At 52.7% G+C, this 23,078-nt stretch carries 19 protein-coding genes; all 19 read left to right on the forward strand.

Annotation, left to right across the window (positions count from 1 at the left end; all coding sequences use genetic code 11):
- The coding region (locus DQG23_RS13535; protein ID WP_475110763.1) for a DNA mismatch repair MutL family protein at positions 1 to 731 on the forward strand (731 nt) is incomplete at its 5' end.
- A gap of 42 nt (positions 732 to 773) precedes the next feature.
- Positions 774 to 1,550, forward strand: a complete 777-nt coding sequence (locus DQG23_RS13540; protein ID WP_113031395.1) for a class I SAM-dependent methyltransferase — start codon at positions 774 to 776, stop codon at positions 1,548 to 1,550.
- Positions 1,547 to 2,527 (forward strand): tRNA (adenosine(37)-N6)-dimethylallyltransferase MiaA, encoded by a 981-nt coding sequence (gene miaA, locus DQG23_RS13545; protein ID WP_113031396.1) that lies wholly within the window; start codon positions 1,547 to 1,549, stop codon positions 2,525 to 2,527. Before DQG23_RS13540 ends, miaA begins: the two co-directional genes overlap by 4 nt.
- Positions 2,528 to 2,642: 115 nt before the next feature.
- The gene (locus tag DQG23_RS41805; RefSeq protein WP_146762302.1) at positions 2,643 to 2,834 is read left to right on the forward strand and encodes a hypothetical protein; all 192 of its coding nucleotides are present in this window, start codon (positions 2,643 to 2,645) and stop codon (positions 2,832 to 2,834) included.
- On the forward strand, positions 2,818 to 3,057 hold the full coding sequence (hfq, locus tag DQG23_RS13550; protein ID WP_113031397.1) for an RNA chaperone Hfq: 240 nt from the start codon (positions 2,818 to 2,820) through the stop codon (positions 3,055 to 3,057). Before DQG23_RS41805 ends, hfq begins: the two co-directional genes overlap by 17 nt.
- Before the next feature lie 201 nt (positions 3,058 to 3,258).
- On the forward strand, positions 3,259 to 5,760 hold the full coding sequence (locus DQG23_RS13555; RefSeq protein ID WP_113031398.1) for a transglycosylase domain-containing protein: 2,502 nt from the start codon (positions 3,259 to 3,261) through the stop codon (positions 5,758 to 5,760).
- Between the two features lie 259 nt (positions 5,761 to 6,019).
- Entirely contained in the window at positions 6,020 to 7,759 is a 1,740-nt protein-coding gene (locus DQG23_RS13560) for a sensor histidine kinase (RefSeq protein ID WP_158560469.1), read from the forward strand.
- Between the two features lie 3 nt (positions 7,760 to 7,762).
- Positions 7,763 to 9,319, forward strand: a complete 1,557-nt coding sequence (locus DQG23_RS13565) for a response regulator (RefSeq protein ID WP_113031400.1) — start codon at positions 7,763 to 7,765, stop codon at positions 9,317 to 9,319.
- Between the two features lie 120 nt (positions 9,320 to 9,439).
- Entirely contained in the window at positions 9,440 to 10,147 is a 708-nt protein-coding gene (locus DQG23_RS13570; protein ID WP_420330232.1) for an ABC transporter ATP-binding protein, read from the forward strand.
- Positions 10,131 to 11,156 carry an efflux RND transporter periplasmic adaptor subunit gene (locus tag DQG23_RS13575; protein WP_158560471.1) on the forward strand — a complete coding sequence of 342 codons (1,026 nt, stop codon included), beginning with the start codon at positions 10,131 to 10,133 and terminating at the stop codon, positions 11,154 to 11,156. The genes DQG23_RS13570 and DQG23_RS13575 overlap by 17 nt, the downstream gene beginning before the upstream one ends.
- 45 nt (positions 11,157 to 11,201) lie before the next feature.
- Positions 11,202 to 14,084, forward strand: a complete 2,883-nt coding sequence (locus DQG23_RS13580) for an ABC transporter permease (protein WP_113031403.1) — start codon at positions 11,202 to 11,204, stop codon at positions 14,082 to 14,084.
- A gap of 3 nt (positions 14,085 to 14,087) precedes the next feature.
- Positions 14,088 to 14,981 carry an ABC transporter ATP-binding protein gene (locus DQG23_RS13585; RefSeq protein ID WP_113031404.1) on the forward strand — a complete coding sequence of 298 codons (894 nt, stop codon included), beginning with the start codon at positions 14,088 to 14,090 and terminating at the stop codon, positions 14,979 to 14,981.
- A gap of 81 nt (positions 14,982 to 15,062) precedes the next feature.
- The gene (locus DQG23_RS13590) at positions 15,063 to 15,776 is read left to right on the forward strand and encodes a peptidylprolyl isomerase (RefSeq protein WP_113031405.1); all 714 of its coding nucleotides are present in this window, start codon (positions 15,063 to 15,065) and stop codon (positions 15,774 to 15,776) included.
- A 296-nt stretch (positions 15,777 to 16,072) separates the two neighbouring features.
- A complete protein-coding gene (locus tag DQG23_RS13595) occupies positions 16,073 to 17,683 on the forward strand; it encodes an AraC family transcriptional regulator (protein ID WP_238177886.1) in 1,611 nt (536 codons plus the stop codon).
- A 94-nt stretch (positions 17,684 to 17,777) separates the two neighbouring features.
- Positions 17,778 to 18,809, forward strand: a complete 1,032-nt coding sequence (locus DQG23_RS13600; protein ID WP_113031406.1) for an ABC transporter substrate-binding protein — start codon at positions 17,778 to 17,780, stop codon at positions 18,807 to 18,809.
- A gap of 105 nt (positions 18,810 to 18,914) precedes the next feature.
- The gene (locus tag DQG23_RS13605; RefSeq protein WP_158560473.1) at positions 18,915 to 19,778 is read left to right on the forward strand and encodes an alpha/beta hydrolase; all 864 of its coding nucleotides are present in this window, start codon (positions 18,915 to 18,917) and stop codon (positions 19,776 to 19,778) included.
- 275 nt (positions 19,779 to 20,053) lie between these two features.
- Positions 20,054 to 21,436, forward strand: a complete 1,383-nt coding sequence (locus tag DQG23_RS13610; RefSeq protein ID WP_113031407.1) for an MFS transporter — start codon at positions 20,054 to 20,056, stop codon at positions 21,434 to 21,436.
- 18 nt (positions 21,437 to 21,454) lie between these two features.
- Entirely contained in the window at positions 21,455 to 22,351 is an 897-nt protein-coding gene (locus DQG23_RS13615; protein ID WP_113031408.1) for an apurinic/apyrimidinic endonuclease family protein, read from the forward strand.
- Positions 22,352 to 22,452: 101 nt separating this feature from the next.
- Positions 22,453 to 22,983 (forward strand): ribonuclease FAU-1 family protein, encoded by a 531-nt coding sequence (locus DQG23_RS13620; RefSeq protein ID WP_113031662.1) that lies wholly within the window; start codon positions 22,453 to 22,455, stop codon positions 22,981 to 22,983.
- The last annotated feature ends 95 nt before the right edge of the window (positions 22,984 to 23,078 follow it).

Consider the following 23,078-nt stretch of genomic DNA (forward strand, 5'->3'; position numbering starts at 1 on the left):
CGCCTGCGGCAGGCGCTGCGCCCGCCGCGTCTGCGCGCGCCGCTGCGCCCCAGCCGGCGCAGCGCGTGCAGCTGCCGGAGGGCGCGTATATGGCGATCGGCGGCGTCAGCGCCGAGCCGTCCGAGCGCCCCGCGCCGGCGCTGCCCGCATTTCCGCGGCTGTCGCCGATCGGCCAGCTGCACGGCACGTACCTCGTTGCGCAGAACGAGGACGGTCTTTATTTGATCGACCAGCACGCAGCGCATGAAAGAATCAATTTCGAGCATTATTACGAGCTTTTCGGCCGCCCCGTAGAGGTGAGCCAAGAGCTGCTCGTGCCGATTACGCTCGATTTTACGCCGGCGGAAGCGGAGCTCATGAAATCGCGTTTGTCCGTATTCGAGCAGGTCGGCGTGTTTATCGAGCATTTTGGCGGGAACACTTTTATTGTAAGAGCCTACCCGCATTGGCTTCCGGCAGGCGAAGAGAAGGACGTTATCGAGGAAATGGCCGAATGGGCGCTCTCCGAGAAGAAAACGATCGATTTAGCGCGGCTTCGCGAGAAATCGTCTGCGTTATGCTCCTGCAAAGCTTCGATTAAAGCCAATCAAAGCATCAGCGTCTTGGAGATGGAAGCGCTGCTCGACCGGCTCGCCGCATGCAGGAATCCATATACTTGCCCGCACGGCAGACCGATCGTCGTCAGTTTTTCCTCTTACGAATTGGAAAAAATGTTTAAACGCGTCATGTAACATGCGGTCTGTCAGCCGCATGAAGTTGAAAGGGGGAACATCGTGCTCATCACGACATCGTATGCGCCGTCCGATCAACTGAAGGCTACGGTAAAGCGATTATCCGGGATGCTCGACGGCAAGCTTGTGCTGCGGCGGCAATATTCGCTGCCCAAGCTTCGGGCGATTTACGGCGATTCCGATATATTGGTCGCGAACGAGAAAGAGCTGCGGTATTATGCCGGGGACGGCAGCGAAGTGTATTTTCACCCGAGCAACGGTTATGTCCGCATAAAGCGCATGCGCAAAGGCGAGAGCGATTTGCTGATCGATATAAGCGGGGTTTCTCCTGGCGATAAAGTGCTGGATTGTACCGCAGGACTTGCTGCCGATTCGATCGTTTTCGCATATGCGGTCGGACCGGAGGGCGAAGTAACGGCGCTGGAGAGCAGCCCTGTGCTGGCATGTTTGCTGAAGGAAGGGTTATCCGCTTATACGACGGAAATCCAAGATGCGACAATCGCGATGAGGGCCGTCAATGTGGTGGAGGCCGATCATCTTGCATTTTTGCGGAGCCAGCCCGATCGCAGCTTCGACATCGTTTATTTCGATCCGATGTTCCGCAAGCCGATTCAGGATTCGAGCTCCATGTCGCCGATCCGCGCGGTTGCGGATATGCGCGCGCTTTCGGCGGAAGCGGTCGCCGAAGCCAAGCGGGTAGCCCGCCGCTGCGTCATTCTTAAGGAGCATCGGGACAGCGGGGAGTTCGAAAGACTCGGCTTTGCAAGAAACGAGCGTTCCCAAGCAGCAAAAACCGTTTATGGAGTGATCGAACTGTGACGTTGTCTCATGCAAAGCCCAGGCTGCTTGTGCTGGTAGGCCCGACAGCGGTCGGAAAAACCGCGCTCAGTCTGGAAATTGCAAAATCGTTCGGATGCGAAATCATTTCCGGCGATTCCATGCAAATATACCGGGGGATGGATATCGGTACGGCGAAAGCCTCGCCGGAGGAAAGATCGGTCGTCCCTCATCATATGATCGATATTCACGATCCCGACCATTCGTTTTCGGCTGCGGAATTTCAAGAGCGGGCCCATCAGCTTATAACGGAGATCACCGAAAGAGGCGGATTGCCGTTTATTGTCGGCGGTACCGGACTGTACGTAGAATCGCTTTGCTACGGATTCCAGTTTACGGACGCAGGCTGGGACGAACCGTTTAGGAACGCCCAGCAAGCTTTTTTGGAAGAGCATGGGGAAGAAGCGCTTCACGAAAAGCTTAGGCAAACGGATCCGGCTTCCGCCGAACGGCTGCATCCTCGCGATCATCGCAGGATCATCCGCGCGCTGGAGGTCGCCCATGTGACAGGGAAGCCTTTATCGGCGCATTTGGCGGACCAGAAGAAAGAGTCCCCCTTCGATCTATGTCTCGTCGGGTTGACAATGGATAGGGCAATCCTATATAAACGTATTGAAGAAAGAATCGACGTCATGATCGAACAAGGGCTCGTTGAAGAAGTGAAGGGACTTCTCGCCCGGGGCTACAACCGCAGCCACATTTCGATGCAGGCGATCGGTTACAAGGAAATCATCGACTTTGTCGAAGGAAATACCGATTATGAAAGAGCCGTCGAACTGCTGAAGCGAAACACGAGACGATATGCCAAACGCCAGCTCTCCTGGTTCCGGCATATGCATGACATTCAATGGGTAACCGTTGAAGAAGCGTCAAACTTTTCTGATGTTTTGCAACAAATTCATGCTATAATAGCAGGAAAGTTTCATCCTCATGCGGAATATACTACAAAGCGTAGCTAGTACAACGATGATTTCCTGATTATGAAACAACTTCGCTTCTCGGCATGTCTTATACTATGGGTACTTGCCGTTAGGAAGCGGTATGGAATGGGACAAGGAGATCCTCCTTGCACATATGGCAAGCCGCGGAACGCACCAGCGTTCTAAATATGCGGGATCGGCTTTCTCGGCACGAGCTGTCGTTCAGGACGGCAATCATCGGCCAAGCCGGTATCCGCAAGCTTTGACCGAATCAGCGAATGCTTGCCAAGCGAGCTGCTCGCTCCACAATTATTTAGGGGGTTCGACGAATGAACAAATCGATTAACATCCAGGACAATTTTCTGAATTCGCTGCGCAAGGAAAGCATTCCGGTAACCGTCTATTTGACTAACGGCTTTCAAATTCGCGGCGTTATTAAAGCGTTTGACAACTTTACGATCATTATCGACAGCGAAGGCAGACAACAAATGGTATACAAGCACGCAATTTCCACTTTTACGCCTTCCCGCTCGGTTTCTTTTCTGCAAGATAACAATCACGACGCTTAATTACGTAACTTTTTCGGCATTGCGAACGTCTAATAGTATCGTACGGAACAACCCGACCGGGTTGTTCTTTTGTTAAGCGGGCATTGCTGCATAAGCTTTGCATCGCTTTGCGAGATATATCGGGGTTCCCTGCAAAGGATTAAGTCTACTCATGAAAAAGCTTTGCTGCACTTTTGCGGGGATTCGTAAGGAGGGGCTAGCATGAGCAACACGGAGAAGAAACCTGCTGTAAAGAAAAAGAAAAAGAAAAAATTCAACGGTAAAAAATTGCTGGTATGGATGCTGGCGGCTTCGGCATTTGCCGTCGTGCTCGCATTCGCAGGATACTTGTTCATCATCGCAAACGGACAGAATGAGCTGGCGGAAGGAGCGGACAAGTTCAATATGGACGAAGCCGCACATGTCTACGACGTCAATGGAGACGAAGTAACGACGCTAGCTCGGGTCAATCGCGAAATCGTCGAATTCAGCGAAATTCCCGAGAAGCTGAGAAATGCCTTCATTGCGACGGAAGACAGACGTTTTAACGAGCATTCGGGCGTCGATCTTTATTCGCTGGGACGGGCGGTCGTCAAGGACGTTATCGCAAGAAGCGCGGTCGAAGGCGGAAGCACGATTACGCAGCAGCTTGCGAAAAATCTGTTTCTGAACGCGGACAAAACGTTTTTCCGGAAAGCGACCGAAGTTTCGATCGCAATCGCGCTGGAACGTAATTTTACAAAGGACGAAATATTGAAAATGTACCTGAACCGGATTTATTTCGGAAGCGGGGCGTACGGTGTCAAAGCGGCTGCGAAAGTGTATTTCGGCGTATCGGATCTAAGCGCTCTGAAAACATGGCAAATCGCGACGCTTGCAGCGATTCCGAAAGCGCCTAGCCATTACTCGCCGATCGATAATCCGGAAAAGTCGAAAGAACGGCGAGCCGTCGTTTTGAGGCTGATGACGGATCAAGGGTACATTACGGAGGAAGAGCGTAAAGAGGCTGTCGACGTCGATTATGAGCGGCCCGTTCAGAACGACCAGAAGCAATATTTGACCTTCCTCGACTACGTCGTGAAGGAAGCGACGGAAAAATTCGAAATCGAGGAAGATAAGCTGCTGCGCGAGGGCTATAAAATTTACACGACGATGGATTCGAACGCGCAGCGCATTTTGGAGGAAACGTACAACAATCCGAAAATGTTCCAAGGGGACGGCCCGTCGCAAAAAATACAGAGCGGCATGGCGATCGTCAACAACAAGGACGGCGGTATCGTAGCGATGATCGGCGGCCGCGATTACGTGCGGAAAGGACTTAACCGGGCGACGGTAGCCCGCCAGCCCGGATCGTCGTTCAAGCCGCTTGTCGTATATGCGCCTGCGATCGAATCGGGCAAATATACGCCTTACTCGATGCTGAAGGACGAGAAGCAGGATTTTAACGGCTATTCGCCTAACAACTACGATAATGTTTACCGCGGCCAAGTAACGATGACCGAAGCCGTCAAAAGATCGATCAATTTACCGGCCGTATGGCTGCTTAAAGAGATTGGGCTCAGCAAGGGCATTCAGTTTGCCAAAAATATGGGCATCCCTTTTGATGAGAAGGACAGCAATTTGGCGATCGCACTAGGCGGCATGACGAGAGGCGTATCGCCGCTGCAAATGGCGTCGGCTTACAGTGCGTTTGCCAATAACGGAGCGCAGTACGCGACCCATTCCATCGTCAAAATCGTCAAGCCGAACGGAGAAACGTTGAATTATAAGCAGGATAAGCCGAAACAGGTGATGAGCGCCAAAACGGCATATTATATGACCGAAATGATGAAGACGGTCGTTGAAACCGGCGGAACGGGCGTAAAAGCCAAATTCAACCGTCCGCTCGCAGGCAAAACGGGTTCGACGCAACTCGACTTGAAAGGCTTCGAAAAGTATGACCGCGACGTCTGGTTCGTCGGGTATACGCCGGAATGGTCGGCAGCCGTCTGGGAAGGCTTCGACAAGACCGATACGAAGCATTACGTAACGGTCGGCAGCGGCAGCACGGCTGCGATCTTTAAAGAAGTCATGTCCAAGGCGATGGCCAAAATGCCGGTTACCAATTTCAGCAAGCCGGAAGGCGTAGCGCCTCCGGAAGAACCGAAAGCGCCGGATGCAATAACAGGGTTTAAGGTCGAATATATTCGCGAGAAAAAAGCCGTTCGCTTAACTTGGAATCCGGCTGCGGACAATATGCAGTATCGCATTTACCGGAAGTCTTCGAAGGAAGCGGACTATTCGATGCATTACGAAGTGAAGCTGCCTGAATTGGACGACATCGCGATGCCGGGCGAAACGTATTCGTATTATGTTACCGCCTATAATCCTGATACGAAGACGGAAAGCCCGCCTACGGATAAACTGGAAATCACGGTTCCGAAGGATGGCGGAGCAGAGAGTCCTACGCCTAGCCCGAGCATGAGCCCCGGCGGGTCCGGCAGTCCGGTCCCTTCAGGCAGCCCCGGTGCAACGCCGAAGCCGTCCGACGGCAAGACGCCGAAGCCAAGTCCAGGCACTAGCGGATCGCCGGGAGGCTCTCCGAGCCCGGGCGGAGGAAGCTCCCCGCCGACTTCTGTTGAAGCGGGCAAAGGAAGCGCGGTGCCGCGTGTGGGTACGCCTGTAAACGGCAAGGAGCAAGGTGTGAACGGTGCGGTGGCAGAGGACGACGGCCCCGGTCATTAAGGGAACAAGCGGATAGAATTGTCCTTGTAACGTGTGGGCTCGCCTATAAGAGAGAAGCCGAATAAACCTGTCGGCCCGAGTAGTAAAGAAGCTTACAAATCCACTGTCAAAGCGGATTTGAAAGCTTTTTTTGCTTGAATAGCATTTATTGTTACCTATGACCCGCTTGGACAGGAACGGTTCTCCTCAAGCGTTAGTAGGAATATCGAGGTTAATGTCGAATGAATTAGCGATCATGGAATTTTTGGGGAGGACATTCGTGAATTGGCTTGTTAAACTATCGCTTCGCGGTTTGCAGTTTCGTATGCTTTTATATTTGCTTGTGATCGGCTCGATCCCGCTGCTGATTTCCGCTATCGTTTTTTATAAACAGTCGAACGCTTACGCGGCCGGCGAATGGAGCAGCTCGACCAAACGGACGCATGAGCTCCTTGTCAGGGAGCTGGAGCACGAGCTGTCGTATATGGAGATCGTCGCCAAAAACATAAACGCCGACAGTTACGTACAGCAAGCGCTGAGCAGGCGGACGGTGCAGCCCGACAATGAACTTGTTCAGCTTTTTCGCAATCTGCGAGAAACGCAAATGGGAATGTCGCGTTATTTGGACGATATATGCATGTTCTCTGCTAATCCCGGTGTAGGTTCAAGCTGTCGAAGCACATTATCGTTGCCGGATGACGCTAAACAAATACCGCGGAGCCGCACAGAGAAGTTTTACCGCATCGTACCGCTGGCAAACGGCAAGGGGGAGCCTCTTCAGCAAGGCGCCGCACTAATCGCTCCTTTATACGATACGGAATCGTCGGCCATTGAAGGACAAATTGTCGTCACGTCGAATTTGGACACGCTGCTGTCGGAAATGCAAAGCGCTAACAAAACGATCTTACAGCTAACGTTAACGGATGAAAGCGGAAATTCGATCGCTTACGATCGCCGTTCGAATTTGCTGGATCCAACCGTCATTCAAGGGCTTGCCCCGGGTCAAATGATTGAACGGAACGGGACGATGATCAGCAAGCTGGAGGTTAAGGCCGGCGGCGGACAATGGCTGTCGGTAATCGGTACGAGATTCGATTCGCTGGCCTATCCTTCGGAATCGACGCTGCGGCAAATGATTATCGTTTTTGCCGCTGTGCTTCTGCTGCTGTCTCTCATCGGTTCAATCGTCGTTTCCGGACTCGTAACGAAGCCGCTCAAGCACTTGCGTACGCTGATGAAGCGGGCGGAGGCGGGTGACTGGAACGCTTATTGGACGCCAAGCGGAACGAAAGAGATCGCAGATGTCGGCGAAAGCTACAATCAGATGTTGTCCAGGCTCGACGAGCTGTTCCGCCAAATGAAGCGGGAGGAAGCGCTGAAGAAGGATGCGGAGATCGAAGCGCTGCGGTATCAGTTGAATCCGCATTTTTTGTACAATACGTTAAACACGATCAAGTGGGTCGCCAAAATCCACAAGACGCCGCAAATATCCGAAGCGGTAAGCGCTTTAGTCCGTCTGCTGCAGGCGAGCCTGGGGAAGAAAGGCGATTTTCTGACTTTGCGGGAAGAAGCCTCGTTGATACGCGATTATATGGACATCCAAGTTTTCCGATACGGCGAACGCGTGAAGCTGGAAGTGATTGTAGAGCCGGAGGCTTCGGGTTGTTTGGTTCCGCGCATGATTTTGCAGCCGCTGGTAGAAAACGCCGTTATTCACGGGATCGAGCCAAGCGGCCGCGAAGGCATCGTATCCGTAAAGGCTTGGCTGGAGCGCGATTTGCTGCTGTGCGAGGTAACGGACAACGGTGTGGGGATGCCGGATACGGAGCAGTCCGATGCCAAACGGACCCCGATGATCGCTTCCGAGCTGAAGGAGAAATTGAGCGGTATCGGCATCGGACATATACGTCAAAAAATTAAACTGTATTACGGCGACGACTACAAAATGCTCGTGTTCAGCAAGCCGAACGAAGGCACGACGATACGATTATCGCTTCCGATTCACCGGGAGGAGGATTAAGGGTTGAATATATTGATCGTAGACGATGAACCGGTCATTCGGATCGGTCTCCGTACGCTTATCGATTGGGAAAGTCACGGCATGACTTTAGCTGCCGAAGCGAACGACGGAATGGAGGCGCTTTGCCTCCTTGAAGCGCGCGATTTCGACATCTTGGTAACCGACATTCGCATGCCGCGGATGGACGGACTGGAGCTCATTCGCCGGGCCCGCTCCATCCGGGACGATTTGGGCGTGCTCGTATTAAGCTGCCTGGACGACTACGTTTTCGTACGGGAAGCGATGAAGCTTGGCGCTAGCGATTATATGTTGAAGCCTACCATGGAGCCGGAAGAGCTCGTGGCCGCTCTGCTAACGATTCAAAGCCAAATTTCCGAGAAAAGACTAGCCAAGAGCCGAATGGCGGATTGGCATGCTCAATACGAACAGACCCGCCAGGTTCAAGCAAACGATTGGCTGGCGCATTTCATTCGCGGCGGTTCGAAAGAAAACCGTTTGGAGCAAGAGCTGTGGAGCAAGCCCAAGCACGTATATTCGATTTGTGTCGCAGTCTCCTCGGGTTCGGAAGTTGCACCGGCGGAGCTGGGCTTGGAAGCCTGCATCGCCTTTGCGCGATTTCGGGAGCATGCCTGTATCTATATCGTCGAAGCTCAATCGACTCCTTCCAAGCAGGAGCAGTACCGACTCCGCTCTCAAAGTCTGCAAACGCTGAAGGATCATTTGGAGAAGCTGGCGTCCGCCGGCGGAATGCAATGGTTTGTCGGCATGGGGCCGGTTATCGCGAATGCGGACGAGCTCTCGCAGGCGCTGGGCATGCACGCACGCCAGCTGCATTACCGTTTCTACAAGACGGGGAAAGCCGTCATGTGGGACGATGTCGCGGAAACGCCGAATCACACTGCCGACCTGCCGTACGAGCTGCGCAACGATTTGCTTAAGGCGATCGCCAACGATAACGGGGAAGCGCTCTTTCATCATATCGAACGGGTTGGAGAATGGTTTGCCATGCATCGGCCGTCCTTGGAACGGCTGCACGGGTTTATTTTCGAGCTTCTCGGCCTTTCCGCAGGTTATGCCCGCGAGAACGGATACGGCGGTTTGGAACGGTTCGAACGTACGTATGTATCGCTCGAACGCATCCGCTCTTTTTTTCAAATCGACGACTTATGCCGCTGGCTGACAGAGGCGATGCGAGAGCTTTGGAGCTGCCGTTTTGCGTCCATTACGCCATCCGACACGAATCATCCCTTCGTACGCAAAGCCGTCCAATTTATGAGGGATAATTACAGCCGCAATATCGGGACGCTCGACATTGCCGAGTTTGTCAAGCTGAGCCGCAGTTATTTAAGCGACTTATACGGCAAGGAGACGGGCGAATCGTTAATCGAAACGCTCACGCGCATCCGCATTGAGGAAGCGAAAAAAAGATTGGCGGCCGGCGAACGCAAAGTATACGAAATCGCCGAGGAGGTCGGCTTCTCCGATCCGAAATCGTTCGCCAAAACATTCAAGCGGCTTGTCGGCTGCAGTCCGAAGGAATACGATTTGCAGAACAAATAGACACCATTTCCCAACAAATGCAGACTACAACAATGGGCGATAAAGGTTTACAGTAATACAAAACGAGCAGATTGGATTGGACGGTGAACGGAAATGGAACTGAACATCCATAGTGAATCGATGTCCGCCGGCGAGTCGGCATTTGCCGGAGAACCGATCATCCGGGCAGTAGGTATCAAACGCGTATTCGGACGCGGAAGCGGCGCCGTGCATGCCTTGAAGGGAGCTCATTTGTCGATTCCGCCCGGCCGGCTCGTCGCGTTGAAAGGACGGTCGGGCTCCGGCAAAACAACATTGATTAATTTGCTCGGCGCGCTCGACAGGCCTTCGGAGGGCGCCATTTATTTCAACGGCCAAGAAATATCGGGCATGTCCGAAAAGCAGCGAAACGTTTTGCGCAAGACGCAGATGGGTCTCGTATTCCAATCGTTCGCGCTCATTCCGCTCATGTCCGCTTACGAAAATGTCGAATTCGGCTTGCGCATCGCCGGCGTTCCCGCCAAACACTACAAGGAGTGGTCCGAGCGGGCGCTTGACTACGTGGGGTTAAAGCCGCGGATGAAGCACCGGCCGTTCGAGCTGTCAGGGGGAGAGCAGCAGCGCGTAGCGATTGCCAGGGCGATCGCTCACCGGCCGAAGCTGATTTTGGCGGACGAGCCGACTGCGGAGCTGGACAGCAAGATGGGGCTGCAGGTCATGAAAGTGTTCAAGGATTTGGTTGCCGCGGAAGGCATGACGATTGTTCTGACGACGCATGATCCTGCGATTATGGAAATAGTGGATCAAGTCTATGCATTGGAGGATGGGCAAATTGTCGATCAAGGCTAATTTCCGGTTTGTTTGCTTCACGGCAATGTTAAGCGCTGTCGTAGCCGTTACGGGCTGCTCCTTCATTCCCAAAGAGGAAGAAGTGTTAATGCCGCCGCTCGTCAAGCCGACAAAGCCGACGTATGAGCTGCATGAAGTGAAATCGGGCGAAATGACGAAGCAGATCGTAGGCTCGGCCGTTTTCGAATCGACCGAAGTCAAATATCAGGAATTCCGGGACGTCGTCGGAAGAATCGTTGCGGTAAATGTAAAGGCCGGCGATACGGTCAAAAAGGGCGATGTGCTCATCCAGCTGGAAACGGAAGGGCTTGAGCTGAACCTCAAAGAGAAGGAAAGGGATGTGGAAAAAGCCAAGCTGGCGCTTGATCAGGCGAAGCTTTCACGGGAATCTCAGACGATGCGTCTTTGCATGATGGAGCTTGAAATTGCCGAGATGAAGCTTGCCGACGCTCGCAAGCAGCTGACTCAGAAGACGATGGTTGCGGAAATGGACGGTTTGGTCACAGCGGTCGATGCGATCAAGCCCGACGATTTGGTTCAGTTGAATAAACCGTACGTGACGATTGCGGATCCGAATAAACTGAGGTTATCCTATACGGCCAGCAATCCGTCCCTTGTCGCTGACGTACAGGTAGGCATGCATGTGGATGTGGGTTTGAAAGCCGAAAAGCTGACAGGGAAGGTTGTGCAAACGCCTTCATCATCGCCGAAAACGGAAAATAAGCAGCTGGCGGAGAAATACAGCAAATCGTTATATATTCAGCTGGATAAGCTCCCGCAAGAACCCGTAATGGGGCTGCAGGTCGACATTACGATCGTGACGGAGCACAAGGAGAACGTCGTCAAAATACCGAAAGCGGGGCTGGAGCAATATTTGGGCCGAACGTTCGTCAAAGTGCTGGAGGGTGAAAGCGTGAAGGAAGTCGATGTCGAGAAAGGCTTGGAAACGTCAAACGAGGTGGAAATCATCCGCGGGCTGAAGGAAGGGCAGAAGGTCATTTTGCAGTAGCGCCGCAGCTTATCGCCGTTCATTCAAGTAGGGAGGTGCCCAGAAGTGGCGCTTTTGATCATGATCTTGCGCAAGATGCTCAAAAATAAATGGCTTGAATTGAGCTTGCTGCTCGGGCTCATTTTATCGGTCGGACTGGTCAGCAGTATGCCGATTTACACCAATGCCATCCTGCAGCGGATGCTCGTCAAGGATATGGAGAACCTGCAAAAGGCCAGCGGATATTATCCAGGCATGATTTATATGAACGGTTATATGTACGGAGACGGGGATCCGGTAGAGCGTCTGAAGCAAGCGGACAGCTTCTTGGCGAATGACGGCATCCCGCACTTCAAGCTTCCTGTCCGCTATTTGACAAGGGAACGCACAACCGAATCGTATGCGATGGTAAGGGCCGATTCGGCGTCGCTCGATACCAAAAGCGTATACCACGCGGATGTAGTCGGTTTGGAGGAGCTGAGCGAGCATATCCGGCTGGTAGACGGCAAGCTGCCGGCCAAGGAGGCTGTAGACGGCGTATACGAGGTGCTCGTCTTTGAAAATACGCTGAACACGTTCAAGAGCGTCATCGGTACGGAATTCATTCTGGGACAAGACAAAACCGATACGAGACCCGAGAGGAAAATTAAAATAAAGCCGGTCGGCGTCATCGACGTCAAAGACATGAACGATCCGTATTGGTACAACATAAGCGCGTACCGCAGCTCGCTTTTCGTCGATTTCGCTTTGTTCGAGAACGATTTCACGACGTCCAAAGCGCTTCCGGTGAGCTCGGCGACCTGGTACGGCGTTCTCGATTATTCCGAGATGGATTTAAAAGGCGTTGACCGCTACCTGACTGGAAGCGACAGGATCGAAGATTATTTGGCTTCTCATTTGGAGCCGGCGAATTTCAAGGCAGTTGCGTACAAAACGCTGACGACTTACTTCGACCGTGAGGCAAATCTGCGCAAGATGCTTTGGTCGCTTAACGTGCCGGTTATCATCATGCTCGCCTATTACTTGTACATGGTATCGAACTTGATCACGGAGCGCCAAAAAACCGAAATCGCCGTGCTGCGCAGCCGCGGAGCGAGCCGTCTGCAAGTTTTGTCGGGCTACTTGATCGAAGGAATGCTGCTCGGCTGCATCGCGCTTGCGGTCGGACCGTTCATCGGTATGGGGCTGACGAAGGTATTAGGCTCCTCTAACGGATTTTTCGAGTTCGTCCAGCGTTCGGCCCTCAGGGTGGAGCTAAGCAGGGAAGCTTATAAGTATGCGTTGTATGCCGTTGCAACGTCTTTGGTCATGACGCTTATCCCGGCGTTTTTGGCTACACGGGCGACGATCGTCGGCCATAAGCAGCAGCTTGCGCGCCAAATGAAGCTTTCGTTCTGGCACAAATATTTTATCGACATCATCTTGATCGGCGTTGCCGTATATGGATTGCGGACGTTTGAGCGCCAACGCGAGGATTTCATTTCTCTTGGCGTGGACGGAACGAATTTTTCGGTCGATCCTTTACTGTTTTTGGTGCCGGCTTTCTTTATTCTGGGGCTGGGCCTGCTTGTTTTGCGCATATATCCTTGGTTCGTACGGCTGGTTTATTGGCTGGGCAAAAAATGGTGGCCGCCGTCGCTTTATTCGACGCTCATCCAAGTCGGCCGTTCCAGCACGCAATATCAGTTTCTCATGGTGTTCCTGATCATGACGATCGCTACGGGACTTTACAGCGCAAGCGCCGCGAGAACGCTGAACAAAAACACGGACGACAAAATTATGTACAAAAACGGCAGCGACATTATACTGGAGACGCGATGGGAGAATGACTCGCCGCCGGTCGATTCGGCGCCGGGCGGTCCGGGAGGCGGAGGACAGGCGTCCGAACAGCCTGCGATACCGAAAAAAGTCCATTATATGGAGCCTCCCTTCCAGCCTTATACGCAACTGCCCGGAGTCGAGCAAGCGGCGAAGGTTTTTGTCAAGAAAGAAGCCGGCTTCACGGCAGGCAAGGAGCGCGGGGTCGCTCTGCTGATGGGGATCGAGACCGATCAGTTCGGGAAGGCCGCTTGGCTTCGAGACCAATTGCTGGACCATCATTTTTACGACTACTTGAATTTGATCTCGTCCAATTCGTCGGCTGTTTTAATTTCCAAGTCGATGGCGGAGCAAAAAGGGGTGAACGTCGGCGATGAGCTGTTTATAGGGTGGTCGGGCGTTGAATATCGTCCATTCGTCGTATACGGCATCGTCGACTTCTGGCCGACCTTTAATCCCAACCCGGCTAACCCGTCTGCAGCTTCCGACAGCAATAAAGCGGCGGCGCCAATGCTCGTCGTCGGACATCTCGGCTACATTCAAAATTCACTTGCTCTGGAGCCGTACCAGGTGTGGATTAAACTGAAGAAAGAGGCGAGCAGGCAGGAATTTTACGATGCGGTCGTCGCCAAGGGTTATTATGTGACATCGACTGTAGATACGCGGGAGGAGCTGATCAATGCCCGCAAGGATCCGTTTCAGCTTGCAATCAACGGCGTCATGACGCTCGGATTTATCATTTCGATCGTGATCAGCTTTTTCGGATTTTTGCTGTATTGGGTGCTTTCGTTATATGGGCGAATTTTGCAGCTCGGCATTTTGCGGGCCATGGGCATTTCTTTCCCGCAGCTGATCGGCATGCTCGTGACGGAGCAGCTTCTTACTTCGGGCGCTGCCTTTTTCATCGGCGCGTTGACGGGGACGGTCACCAGCCAGCTGTTCGTCAAGCTTTTCCAAATATCGTTCAATCCGGCCACCCAAGTGCCACCTTTCGAAGTTACGTTCGATCCCGGCGATTCGCTTCAGCTGTATATGATCGTGTTCGCGATGATCTCGATTGCGTTAATCATTCTGAGCTATTTGCTCTCGCGAATCAAAATTCATCAGGCCGTCAAGCTCGGGGAGGACTAAACGATGATCCACTGCGAAAACCTCGTCAAAATTTACAAAGTCGCCGATCTGGAGGTCGTCGCGCTGCAGGGACTCGATCTTCATATCGAAACGGGCGAATTGATGGCTATTATCGGAAACAGCGGAAGCGGGAAGTCGACGCTGCTGAATATGCTGGGCGGTCTTGACAAGCCGTCCGCAGGAACGCTGATCGTAGACGGTAAAAACCTGCTGAAGTTTACGGAGAAGGATATCGTGAAATACAAGCGGGAGTCCGTAGGTTTTGTATGGCAAAACAATGCGCGCAACCTGATTCCGTATTTGACTGCGCTCGAAAACGTCGAGCTTCCGATTTTGCTGCAAGGGCGGCGCAAACGGGAGCGGGCGCTCGATCTGCTGGATGCCGTCGGCCTCGGTCATCGCGTCAAAAACAGGCTGAACGAGCTGTCCGGGGGCGAGCAGCAGAGGGTCGCGATCGCAATCGCACTCGCGAATCATCCGAAGCTTCTGCTTGCCGACGAGCCGACAGGCTCCGTCGATACGAAAATGGCGAATCAAATCCTCGATTTGTTTCGGGAGCTGAACCGCAGCATGGGCCTCACGGTCGTTATCGTCACCCATGATCCGCTGCTGGCCAAAAAGGTAGACCGGGTAGTCGCCATACGCGACGGCAAGACTTCAGCCGAATTCATTCGCGATAAATCTTACGCGGAGGAGCTGGCGGAGCTTGAACGGGGAGCGGAGGCGCAGGATGTGTCGCACATCGAATATGCGGTGCTTGACAAAGCGGGCAGGCTGCAAATTCCAGCCAACTATTTGGAAGCGAGCGGGCTAGAAAAGGCGAATAAAGTACGCGTCGCGATGGAAGACGGCAAAATCGTTTTGATTCCGCCGGACGAGAAAGTTTTGAAGGGGTAAAAAGCTGACCGTTCGCATTCCGCCTTTCCCTTGTGCTATAATTTGGACGAACCAATTTCATAGTCAGGGGGAAATGACGGAATGAACAAGCTTTTGCTGGTATTGCTTAGCGCATTGATTGCAACCGCCGCAACTGCATGCGGTAATAAACCGGAGGCTTCGCCATCGCCAAGCGCCACGAACAACCAGGTACAGGGCGGCGGAGCTACGCAGAAACCAAGCGCTACGCCAAGCGTAAGCCCGAGCGCAAGCGCTCCGGCTGCCAAGAAGTGGGACAAGGCTCCCGAGATGAAAATCGATAAAAACAAATCGTACGTCGCGGAAGTGAAGACAAATAAAGGCACGTTCAAAATAGAACTGTTTGCAAAGGACGCCCCGAAGACGGTAAATAACTTTGTTTTCTTGGCGAAGGAAGGATTTTATGACGGCGTTATTTTCCACCGGATTATCGAATCGTTTATGATTCAGGGCGGCGACCCGACCGGAACGGGCAGTGGAGGCCCGGGCTACAAATTTGAGGACGAGCTGAAAAACGGCCACGAGTACGAGCCGGGCATAGTCGCAATGGCGAATGCGGGTAAAAATACGAACGGAAGCCAATTTTTCATTTGTACGGGCGAGGACAGCAAAGGGCTGAACAAACAGCCTAACTATACGATCTTCGGTAAAATCAGCGAAGGAATGGATGTCGTTACGAAGATTGCCAAAACGCCCGTAGGTGCCGGAATGAGCGGGGAAGCAAGCTCGCCGAAGGAGAAAGTGACGATCGAATCGGTTACGATTACCGAGAAATAAGATTTGCAAACGAATATTGTACACCGGAAAACGCCGCAAGGCGTTTTTCTTTTACATATAAGACATGATTTGGTTCCCATCTATTTCAACGGTAAACACGCAAGTTCCTGCTTATGATGCGAAGCCGTTTATTCTTGTTTTCTCAGCCGGCCTGCATATGCAAGCGGCAATGAGGCATTTCAGTGCGGTATGTTTTTTGAGCTCGTTTAGTACCTTGTCCGCTTGACCTCGATCTGCCTCTGTGCTAGCTTTATATATGATAATGATTATCAATTGCAACAAAATGAGGTGTTCTAGTGCGCGACCCCAGTTCTCAACTCGAGCAAACGCAGGCTTCGATGGACGATTTATGGTTCAAAGTTCGCGGGATCGAACGGTTTCACGATGTTCGGATGGAACCGCGATTGGTCGAGTCGCATGTTCTGTTTATCGTGAAGGCCGGCGGGGGACGGCTTATGATCGACCTGCAAAGCTATCGGCTAAGCCAGGATACCGTCCATATCGCACATCCCGGTCAAACCGCAGGTTTAACTGCCGAAAACGGCGAGACGCTCGATTTGTATATGATTATGTTCGATGTCAGAAGCGAAACGGGAACCGAAGCCGTATTTCTATACGACGGTGAAATCCACGTCCGGGCGGATGCGCAAACTCAAGTCCTTTGCGACTCTATTAACGACTGCTTCCGAAACGAGCGGGCTCTGGAACGGTTTCGCGGGCAGTCTTTTTTTCAAGAGCTTTTGTATGGGGCAATGTCGCAAATTCGGCATTCTCCCGAAGCCGACTCGCGGACCGCGCTTAACCGCACGAAGGCATATATCGACAGTCATTACAGTGAAAGTCTGACGATCGAACGGCTGGCGCGTATGGCGGATATAAGTCCGAAATATTACGTTAACCTGTTTAAAAAAACATACGGCATCAGCGCGATCGATTATTTGACCGAGGCAAGGGTAAATGCGGCCAAGCAGCTCATGATGCGGTCTGACGCGCGTTTGCGCGATATCGCGCATCAAGTCGGCTATAACGACGAGTTTTATTTCAGCCGCCTGTTCAAGAAAGAGACCGGCATGTCGCCGACCGCCTATTTGAAGAAACGCAGCCGCAAAATTGCCGCTTATTCGCCGTCCGTTTTGGGACAAATGCTTGCGCTAAAAACGATTCCTTATGCCGCGCCGCTTCATCCGAAATGGACGGCATATTATTACATGACGTATCGCGACGAAATTCCGCTGCATTTGAGCGCATACCGTTTCAATGAGGATTGGGAATCCAACATTGAGACGCTTATTCGGCATAAGCCGGATACGATCATCAGCATGGACGATCTTGAGCCTGAAGAAAGGGAGCGGCTTGAGAAATATACAAACGTCGAATTTATACCGATCAAAGATACGGATTGGCGGGAGCGGCTGCGGCTGATTGCGAATTATTTGGAGCTGCAGCATGAAGCCGAAAGCCGGCTGCTGAGCTACGAAAGAAAAGTGCGAATAGCTCGGGAACGGATCCATAAAACGATTAAAGACGATACCGTGCTTGCCATTAGCATTCATAAGCAAAACTGTTATAGGAGTCCGACCAGGGGAATGAGGGAAGTGCTCTATGAGGATCTGCAGCTGAAGCCGCTCCCTGATTGTCATTCCGAAGCATGCAAAAAGCCGATCTCGGTTGAACAAATCGCGGAGATCGATGCGGACCGGATATTGCTGAACGTATGCCAGGAGACCGAGTCGTTGAACGGCTGGCAGGAGCTGCAATCGGGTCAGCTGTGGAAAAGCCTCAAAGCGGTTCGTAAAAATCAGGTGTACCTGATTTCATCGGATCCATGGAGGGAATATTCCGCTTATTCCTGCGAACGGATGGTGGAGGATCTGGTTCGTCAGCTTTGTGGAGATCGTCCATTTTGATTCTTGATATTATCCATGTTCCGCAGCAAATCGTCCGTTTATAATGAGAATCGTTATCAATTATATCGAGGCTGTGGAGAGGGGAACAAATGCAATGAAAAAGAAAGTTTGGGCGGTAGGTATCGCATCGGTATTGATGCTGGGATTGGCTGCATGCGGAGCGAAGGAGGATGCGAAGCCCGCAAGCGGTGCATCGGTAAGTCCCGGCAGCACAAACTCGGCAAGCGCGAGTCCATCCGCCAGTCCGTCAGCAAGTCCGTCGGCATCGGCATCGTCGTCGGCGCTTCATAAGATCGACTATCTCGGGAAAACCTACGAGGTTCCGGGCGTGACGGATAAGATCGTGATCAGCGGGGCGTTGGAATCGATGGAGGACGCTTTGGTTCTCGGCTTCAAACCGCTTGGGGCGATAACCGTCGGCGGGAAATTTCCATCCATGTTCGAGAAGATTACGGAAGGCGTAGCCGCGGTAGGCGAGAAAACGCAGCCCAACCTTGAAGCGATTTTGAAGCTGGATCCGGATATCATCTTGAGCAGCACGAAGTTTCCCGCTGAAGCGCAAGAAAAATTCGCCAAGATCGCTACGGCTATTCCCGTGTCGCACATTTCGACGGACTGGGAGGCGAATCTCCACTTATTGGCGGAGCTTACCGGAAAACAGGAGCAGGCGATGAAGGCGCTGCAAACGTATAAAGACGACCTTAAAACGATGAAAGAGAAGCTTGCGCCCGTTTTCAAGGATAAGAAGGTTTTGATCGTGCGGGTCAGGGCGGGCAGTCTCTACGTATACCCGGAGGACGTGTTCTTCAATCCGTCGATTTATGCGGAGCTCGGAGCGGCGGTACCGGATGTAGTGAAGCAAGCCAAAGCCCAGCAGATGCTTTCCATGGAGAAATTTGCAGAAATCAACCCGGACTTCCTCTTCATTCAGTTCTCCGAAGACGAAAATAAAGAAGCGCCTAACATGATAGAGGATCTGAAAAAAAATGCGATTTTTCAAAGCATCAACGCGGTCAAGAACGGCAGCTTCTTCGTCAATGTGGTGGATCCGCTGATGCAAGGAGGAACGGCATACAGTAAAATCGCGTTCCTGGACGCATTAAAGAAGCTAACATTAACCAAGTAAAATAAGACGCGATTTCGTATAATTGCTAGAAAGCGGGCACTTTAACCGAAACGTTCGGTAATCATAAACAGCGGTCGGAGAGGAAGGAAACAAGAGGTGGGAAATATGAGCGGCGGACAAAAGGCAGAAGCACCGGAGGCAAACGGCAACAAGATCGAAATGCCTCGATCCATACAACGCGACATAACCTGTACAAGGTGCGGCCGCGACTACCGGATATTCATTGCTTATCCCGGCGAGGCGCCCCCGGCTTCCGGTTACCCGGTCATCTACGTGCTGGATGCGAACTCCGTGTTCGGCACGATGGCGGAGGCGGTTCGCGTACAAGGGAGAAGGCCTGACAAAACGGGCGTTATCCCGGCGGTAATCGTCGGCATCGGCTACCGGACCGAGGAGCCGTTCGATCCTGCGCGTCATCGCGACTTTACGATGCCTGTGCCCGAAAGCGAGCTTCCGCAAAGTCCGGATGGAAATGCATGGCCGGAGCAGGGGGGAGCCGAAGCATTTTTGGCCTTCATTGAGGAAGAATTGAAGCCGCAGATTGAACGCGAATTCAAGATCGACCGGAATAGGCAAGCGATATTCGGCCATTCGCTCGGCGGACTTTTTGTCCTGCATACGTTGTTTAACAAACCGGGCTCCTTCCGGAACTATATCGCGGGCAGTCCGTCCATTCACTGGAACAAGCGCATTCTTCTCGAAGCGGAACGCCGCTTTTCGTCCGGTGTGGAACGGGAGGGGCTGGATGCCGGGCTTCTGATCGGAGTAGGGGAGCTCGAGGCGAATCATAAAGCCCGCATGAACGAAAACGCTCGGGAAATGTCGGAGCGACTTGCAGCTCTTGAAAGCAAGGGACTGCGCATAGCTTTCAAGGAATTCGAGAACGAGGGTCATGTTTCCGTGCTTCCCGTTCTGATCAGCCGTGCGGTCCGTTTTGCCTTGGGTTCCGATAACGGAGGAAAGCGTTAATAAATAGAACCGCTCTGATTATGGGGCGGTTTTTTTTCTGCTCCAATGGCACTAACCGCACTTGTAAGACTCTCGCAAAAAAAGATTCACCCTGCCTGCACGATATGGTAACATCGCTACATGAACTGTTTATTCGTTTATCGTAGCAGCGGCTCCGGACCTACGATAAACGCCGGCTTTAAAAACGCCGGTAGGCGTTTATCCTTGCGCCGATCGTCCAAAATTGGAGGATTTCGGCGCTGAACATTGCTGCGCGGCGGGAGAGGGGATTTATCATGGTTGCCAATCGATGGCGAATCTTGCACATTATCAATATCGGAACGTTTATGTCTACGCTCGACGTCGGAATCGTCAACGTAGCGCTTCCGACGATGGCCGAACAGTTTGGCGTTTCGCTTGCAAGCATCCAGTGGGTCGTCACTTGCTATCTGCTGACGATGGTGGCGTTATTGCCGCTAATGGGCAGGCTTTCCGACGCCGTCGGCCGTCATTACATATACAGCGGAGGCTTTCTTGTATTTGCCGTCGGTTCGCTGTATGCGGCTTTTGCGGGCAGCTTGACGGGTATTATTATCGCGCGCTGCATACAGGGGGTTGGCGCCACCATGATCATGGCCAACAGCCAGGCGATGGTGAGACAAATATTCCCCGACGAGGAACGCGGCAGAGCATTAGGGTTCAACGCGGTCGTCATATCGATCGGAACGCTGTCGGGTCCGGCTCTCGGAGGTCTTCTGCTGGGCGTAACCGGCTGGGAATGGCTGTTTCTGCTTAACGTTCCGTTCGGCATAGCAGGTCTTGTTTTCGGGCTAAAATGGTTTCCGAAAATCAAGCAAGCGGTTACGGCTCGGCTCGATTTGGTCGGCTCCTTCCTGCTCGCGATTGCGGCCGTCCTGCTCATGCTCGCCTCGGAAGGCAGCGGCGGGATGTTCGACTTGAGCTGGCTCATTGCAGGCGGTCTTGGTTTGCTGCTGCTGTTTGCGGTATACGAAATCCGGATAAAAGACGGCATTCTGGACAGGGAATTGTTTACGAAGAGACTGATCGTCATCGGGAACGTTTCCGCTTTTGCGATCCATTTAATCCAAATGGCTTCGCTTATTCCGATTACGTTTTATTTTCAGCATCAGCTGGGCTTCTCGCCGTGGCTGACCGGACTTGTCTTATGCGTTCAGCCTTTGCTGATGGGTATTGCCGCGCCGTACGGCGGCACGTACCGCGACCGCTACGGCGCTTTCGTGCCGCTGTTTGCGGGACCGCTGGCGGCGGCGCTCTCCATGGCGATCGTCGTATTTGCTCCATCCGGCTCGGCGATTGCGATGACGCTGCAGCTCGGTTTGTTCGGCATCGCGATGGGTTTGTTTCAATCCACGAACAATGCGGAAATTATGAGCGCCGCTCCGGATCATAAAATCAGTCATATGGGCAGCATGCTCGCGCTTATCCGTTATTTGGGGATGATCGCCGGAACGGGTCTTGCCGCCGCTTTCGTCGGCGATCTCGGCGGCGTAGGAAGTCCTGCGTTCTTGAACGGCGTCGATGTGCATACGCGTATGCAATGGTTGTTCGCCGTATGCTTGATCTTGTCGCTTGCAGTATCTGGACTGGCGATGCTTCGTCCGCGCCGGCATGTTCAAGAAAAACAGCTGCAGGCTTAACGACAGGGGGAAGGCGCGATGAATCAAAGGAGAATGCAAATCGGGATGTGGGGCGGATTTGACGCCTCCGCGTGGGAGCGTTATGCGCTGCCGGGAATTAACGGGCTGGAGCTGTGCCAGCTGAACGGTGAAAGGGAGCTGCAGGAGGCTTCCCTTTTTTGCAGGGAGCAAGGGATTGCCTTCGGCATTCACGCTCCTGCATTGCGCAACGATGCTTACACACTGCCCAAGTTAACCTCTTCCGACGAGGGGGAAAGGGCGGCGGCGCTGAGGCATATGGAGGAGCAGCTTGCACAAGCGAAGGAAGTCGGGGCGGAGTATGTGCTGGCGCATTTTCCTTATCCTGCTCATTTGCCGGCCAAACGCTGGGAGGCGGTGGCTCGTTTGCTGCCGACGCCGGACGTATATGAGACGCATCCTCCTCAAGAGGAACGTGTATTTGCCGATATCGGCAATCGCGTTTTTGATTCCTTGTCCGAGCTTCAGCGACGTTATGAACAACGTATTGTTTTGGAATACGATTTTTTTGGCGATTATGAAAATATATTTATTTCATTGTTTGCCGAATACAATGAGATCGAAGCCGTCTTGGATACGCAGAGACTCGATGTGCACGCCAAAGCTTTTCCAGGCTTCGACCCTTATCGTTTCATTGACGGTATTGCGCCATATGCGTACCTTGTGCATCACAGCAACGTGATGTATGAGGAGGACGGGATGAAACGGCACTTGCCGGTTCTGCCCGAGCACGGCGAGGATTCCCGGTTCGGGGATGCTGCCGCTTACCTGGAAAGAATAAGCCGGCGGAACGACCGGTTTCATCTTCTGTTCGAGCACCAGGCATCCCGGGTGACGATTGAGCAGCTTGCCGCATGTTATCGTACGGCTGCGCAAACGATCGGTTTGTTTCGATAAACGATGAAAAGTAGTGTTTAATCCGCATTAATGGTAGACTATGGGTAAAAACGGGGCGAATCATACGGCGGCACCTGACAATGGAGGAGTGAATGACAGCCATGAAACGAAAATATTCCGATCGTGCCAATTGGCGGCGCGTCCTCGATAAAAGGTTTCATGTTTCCTTCGTTGAAGAACCGGGGTTTACGGGATATGTTTCGTTGTTTCATATACTTCAGGTTCGAGATCCGTTATGGAAGCACTATGACGAGAAAGTCGTTTGCGTAGCGGATGCCGGATACAAATGGCTTCAGCATTTTCCCAAAAATGCGAACTACGCGCTCACCTCGATGTATGACAATAAAGACAATGTCGTACAGTGGTATATCGACATCTGCAATGTACAGGGAGTGACGGATCACGGCGTGCCGTGGTTCGACGATTTATATCTGGATTTGGTCGTGCTGCCCACCGGAGAGCTTTACTTGCTGGATGAAGAAGAGCTTAATGAAGCACTGGCGAACGGCTCCGTAACCCAAAGGGAATATGATCTTGCTTGGGCGGAAGCGAACCGGCTGATCGGCGAATATCAGAACGGCGGCATTAAGCTGTTGAATATAGCCGATAGGGATTTGCACCGTTGGGAATAAACCATGGAAGAACCGCCGGCAGCCGCATGCTGATGATTTGTGTATGCGAAATAGGGCGTGCGGCGTCGCGGGTTTTTCCGACCGGCAGCATGAAG

It is taken from the genome of Paenibacillus contaminans, from assembly GCF_003285015.1.
GTDB lineage: Bacteria > Bacillota > Bacilli > Paenibacillales > NBRC-103111 > Paenibacillus_V > Paenibacillus_V contaminans.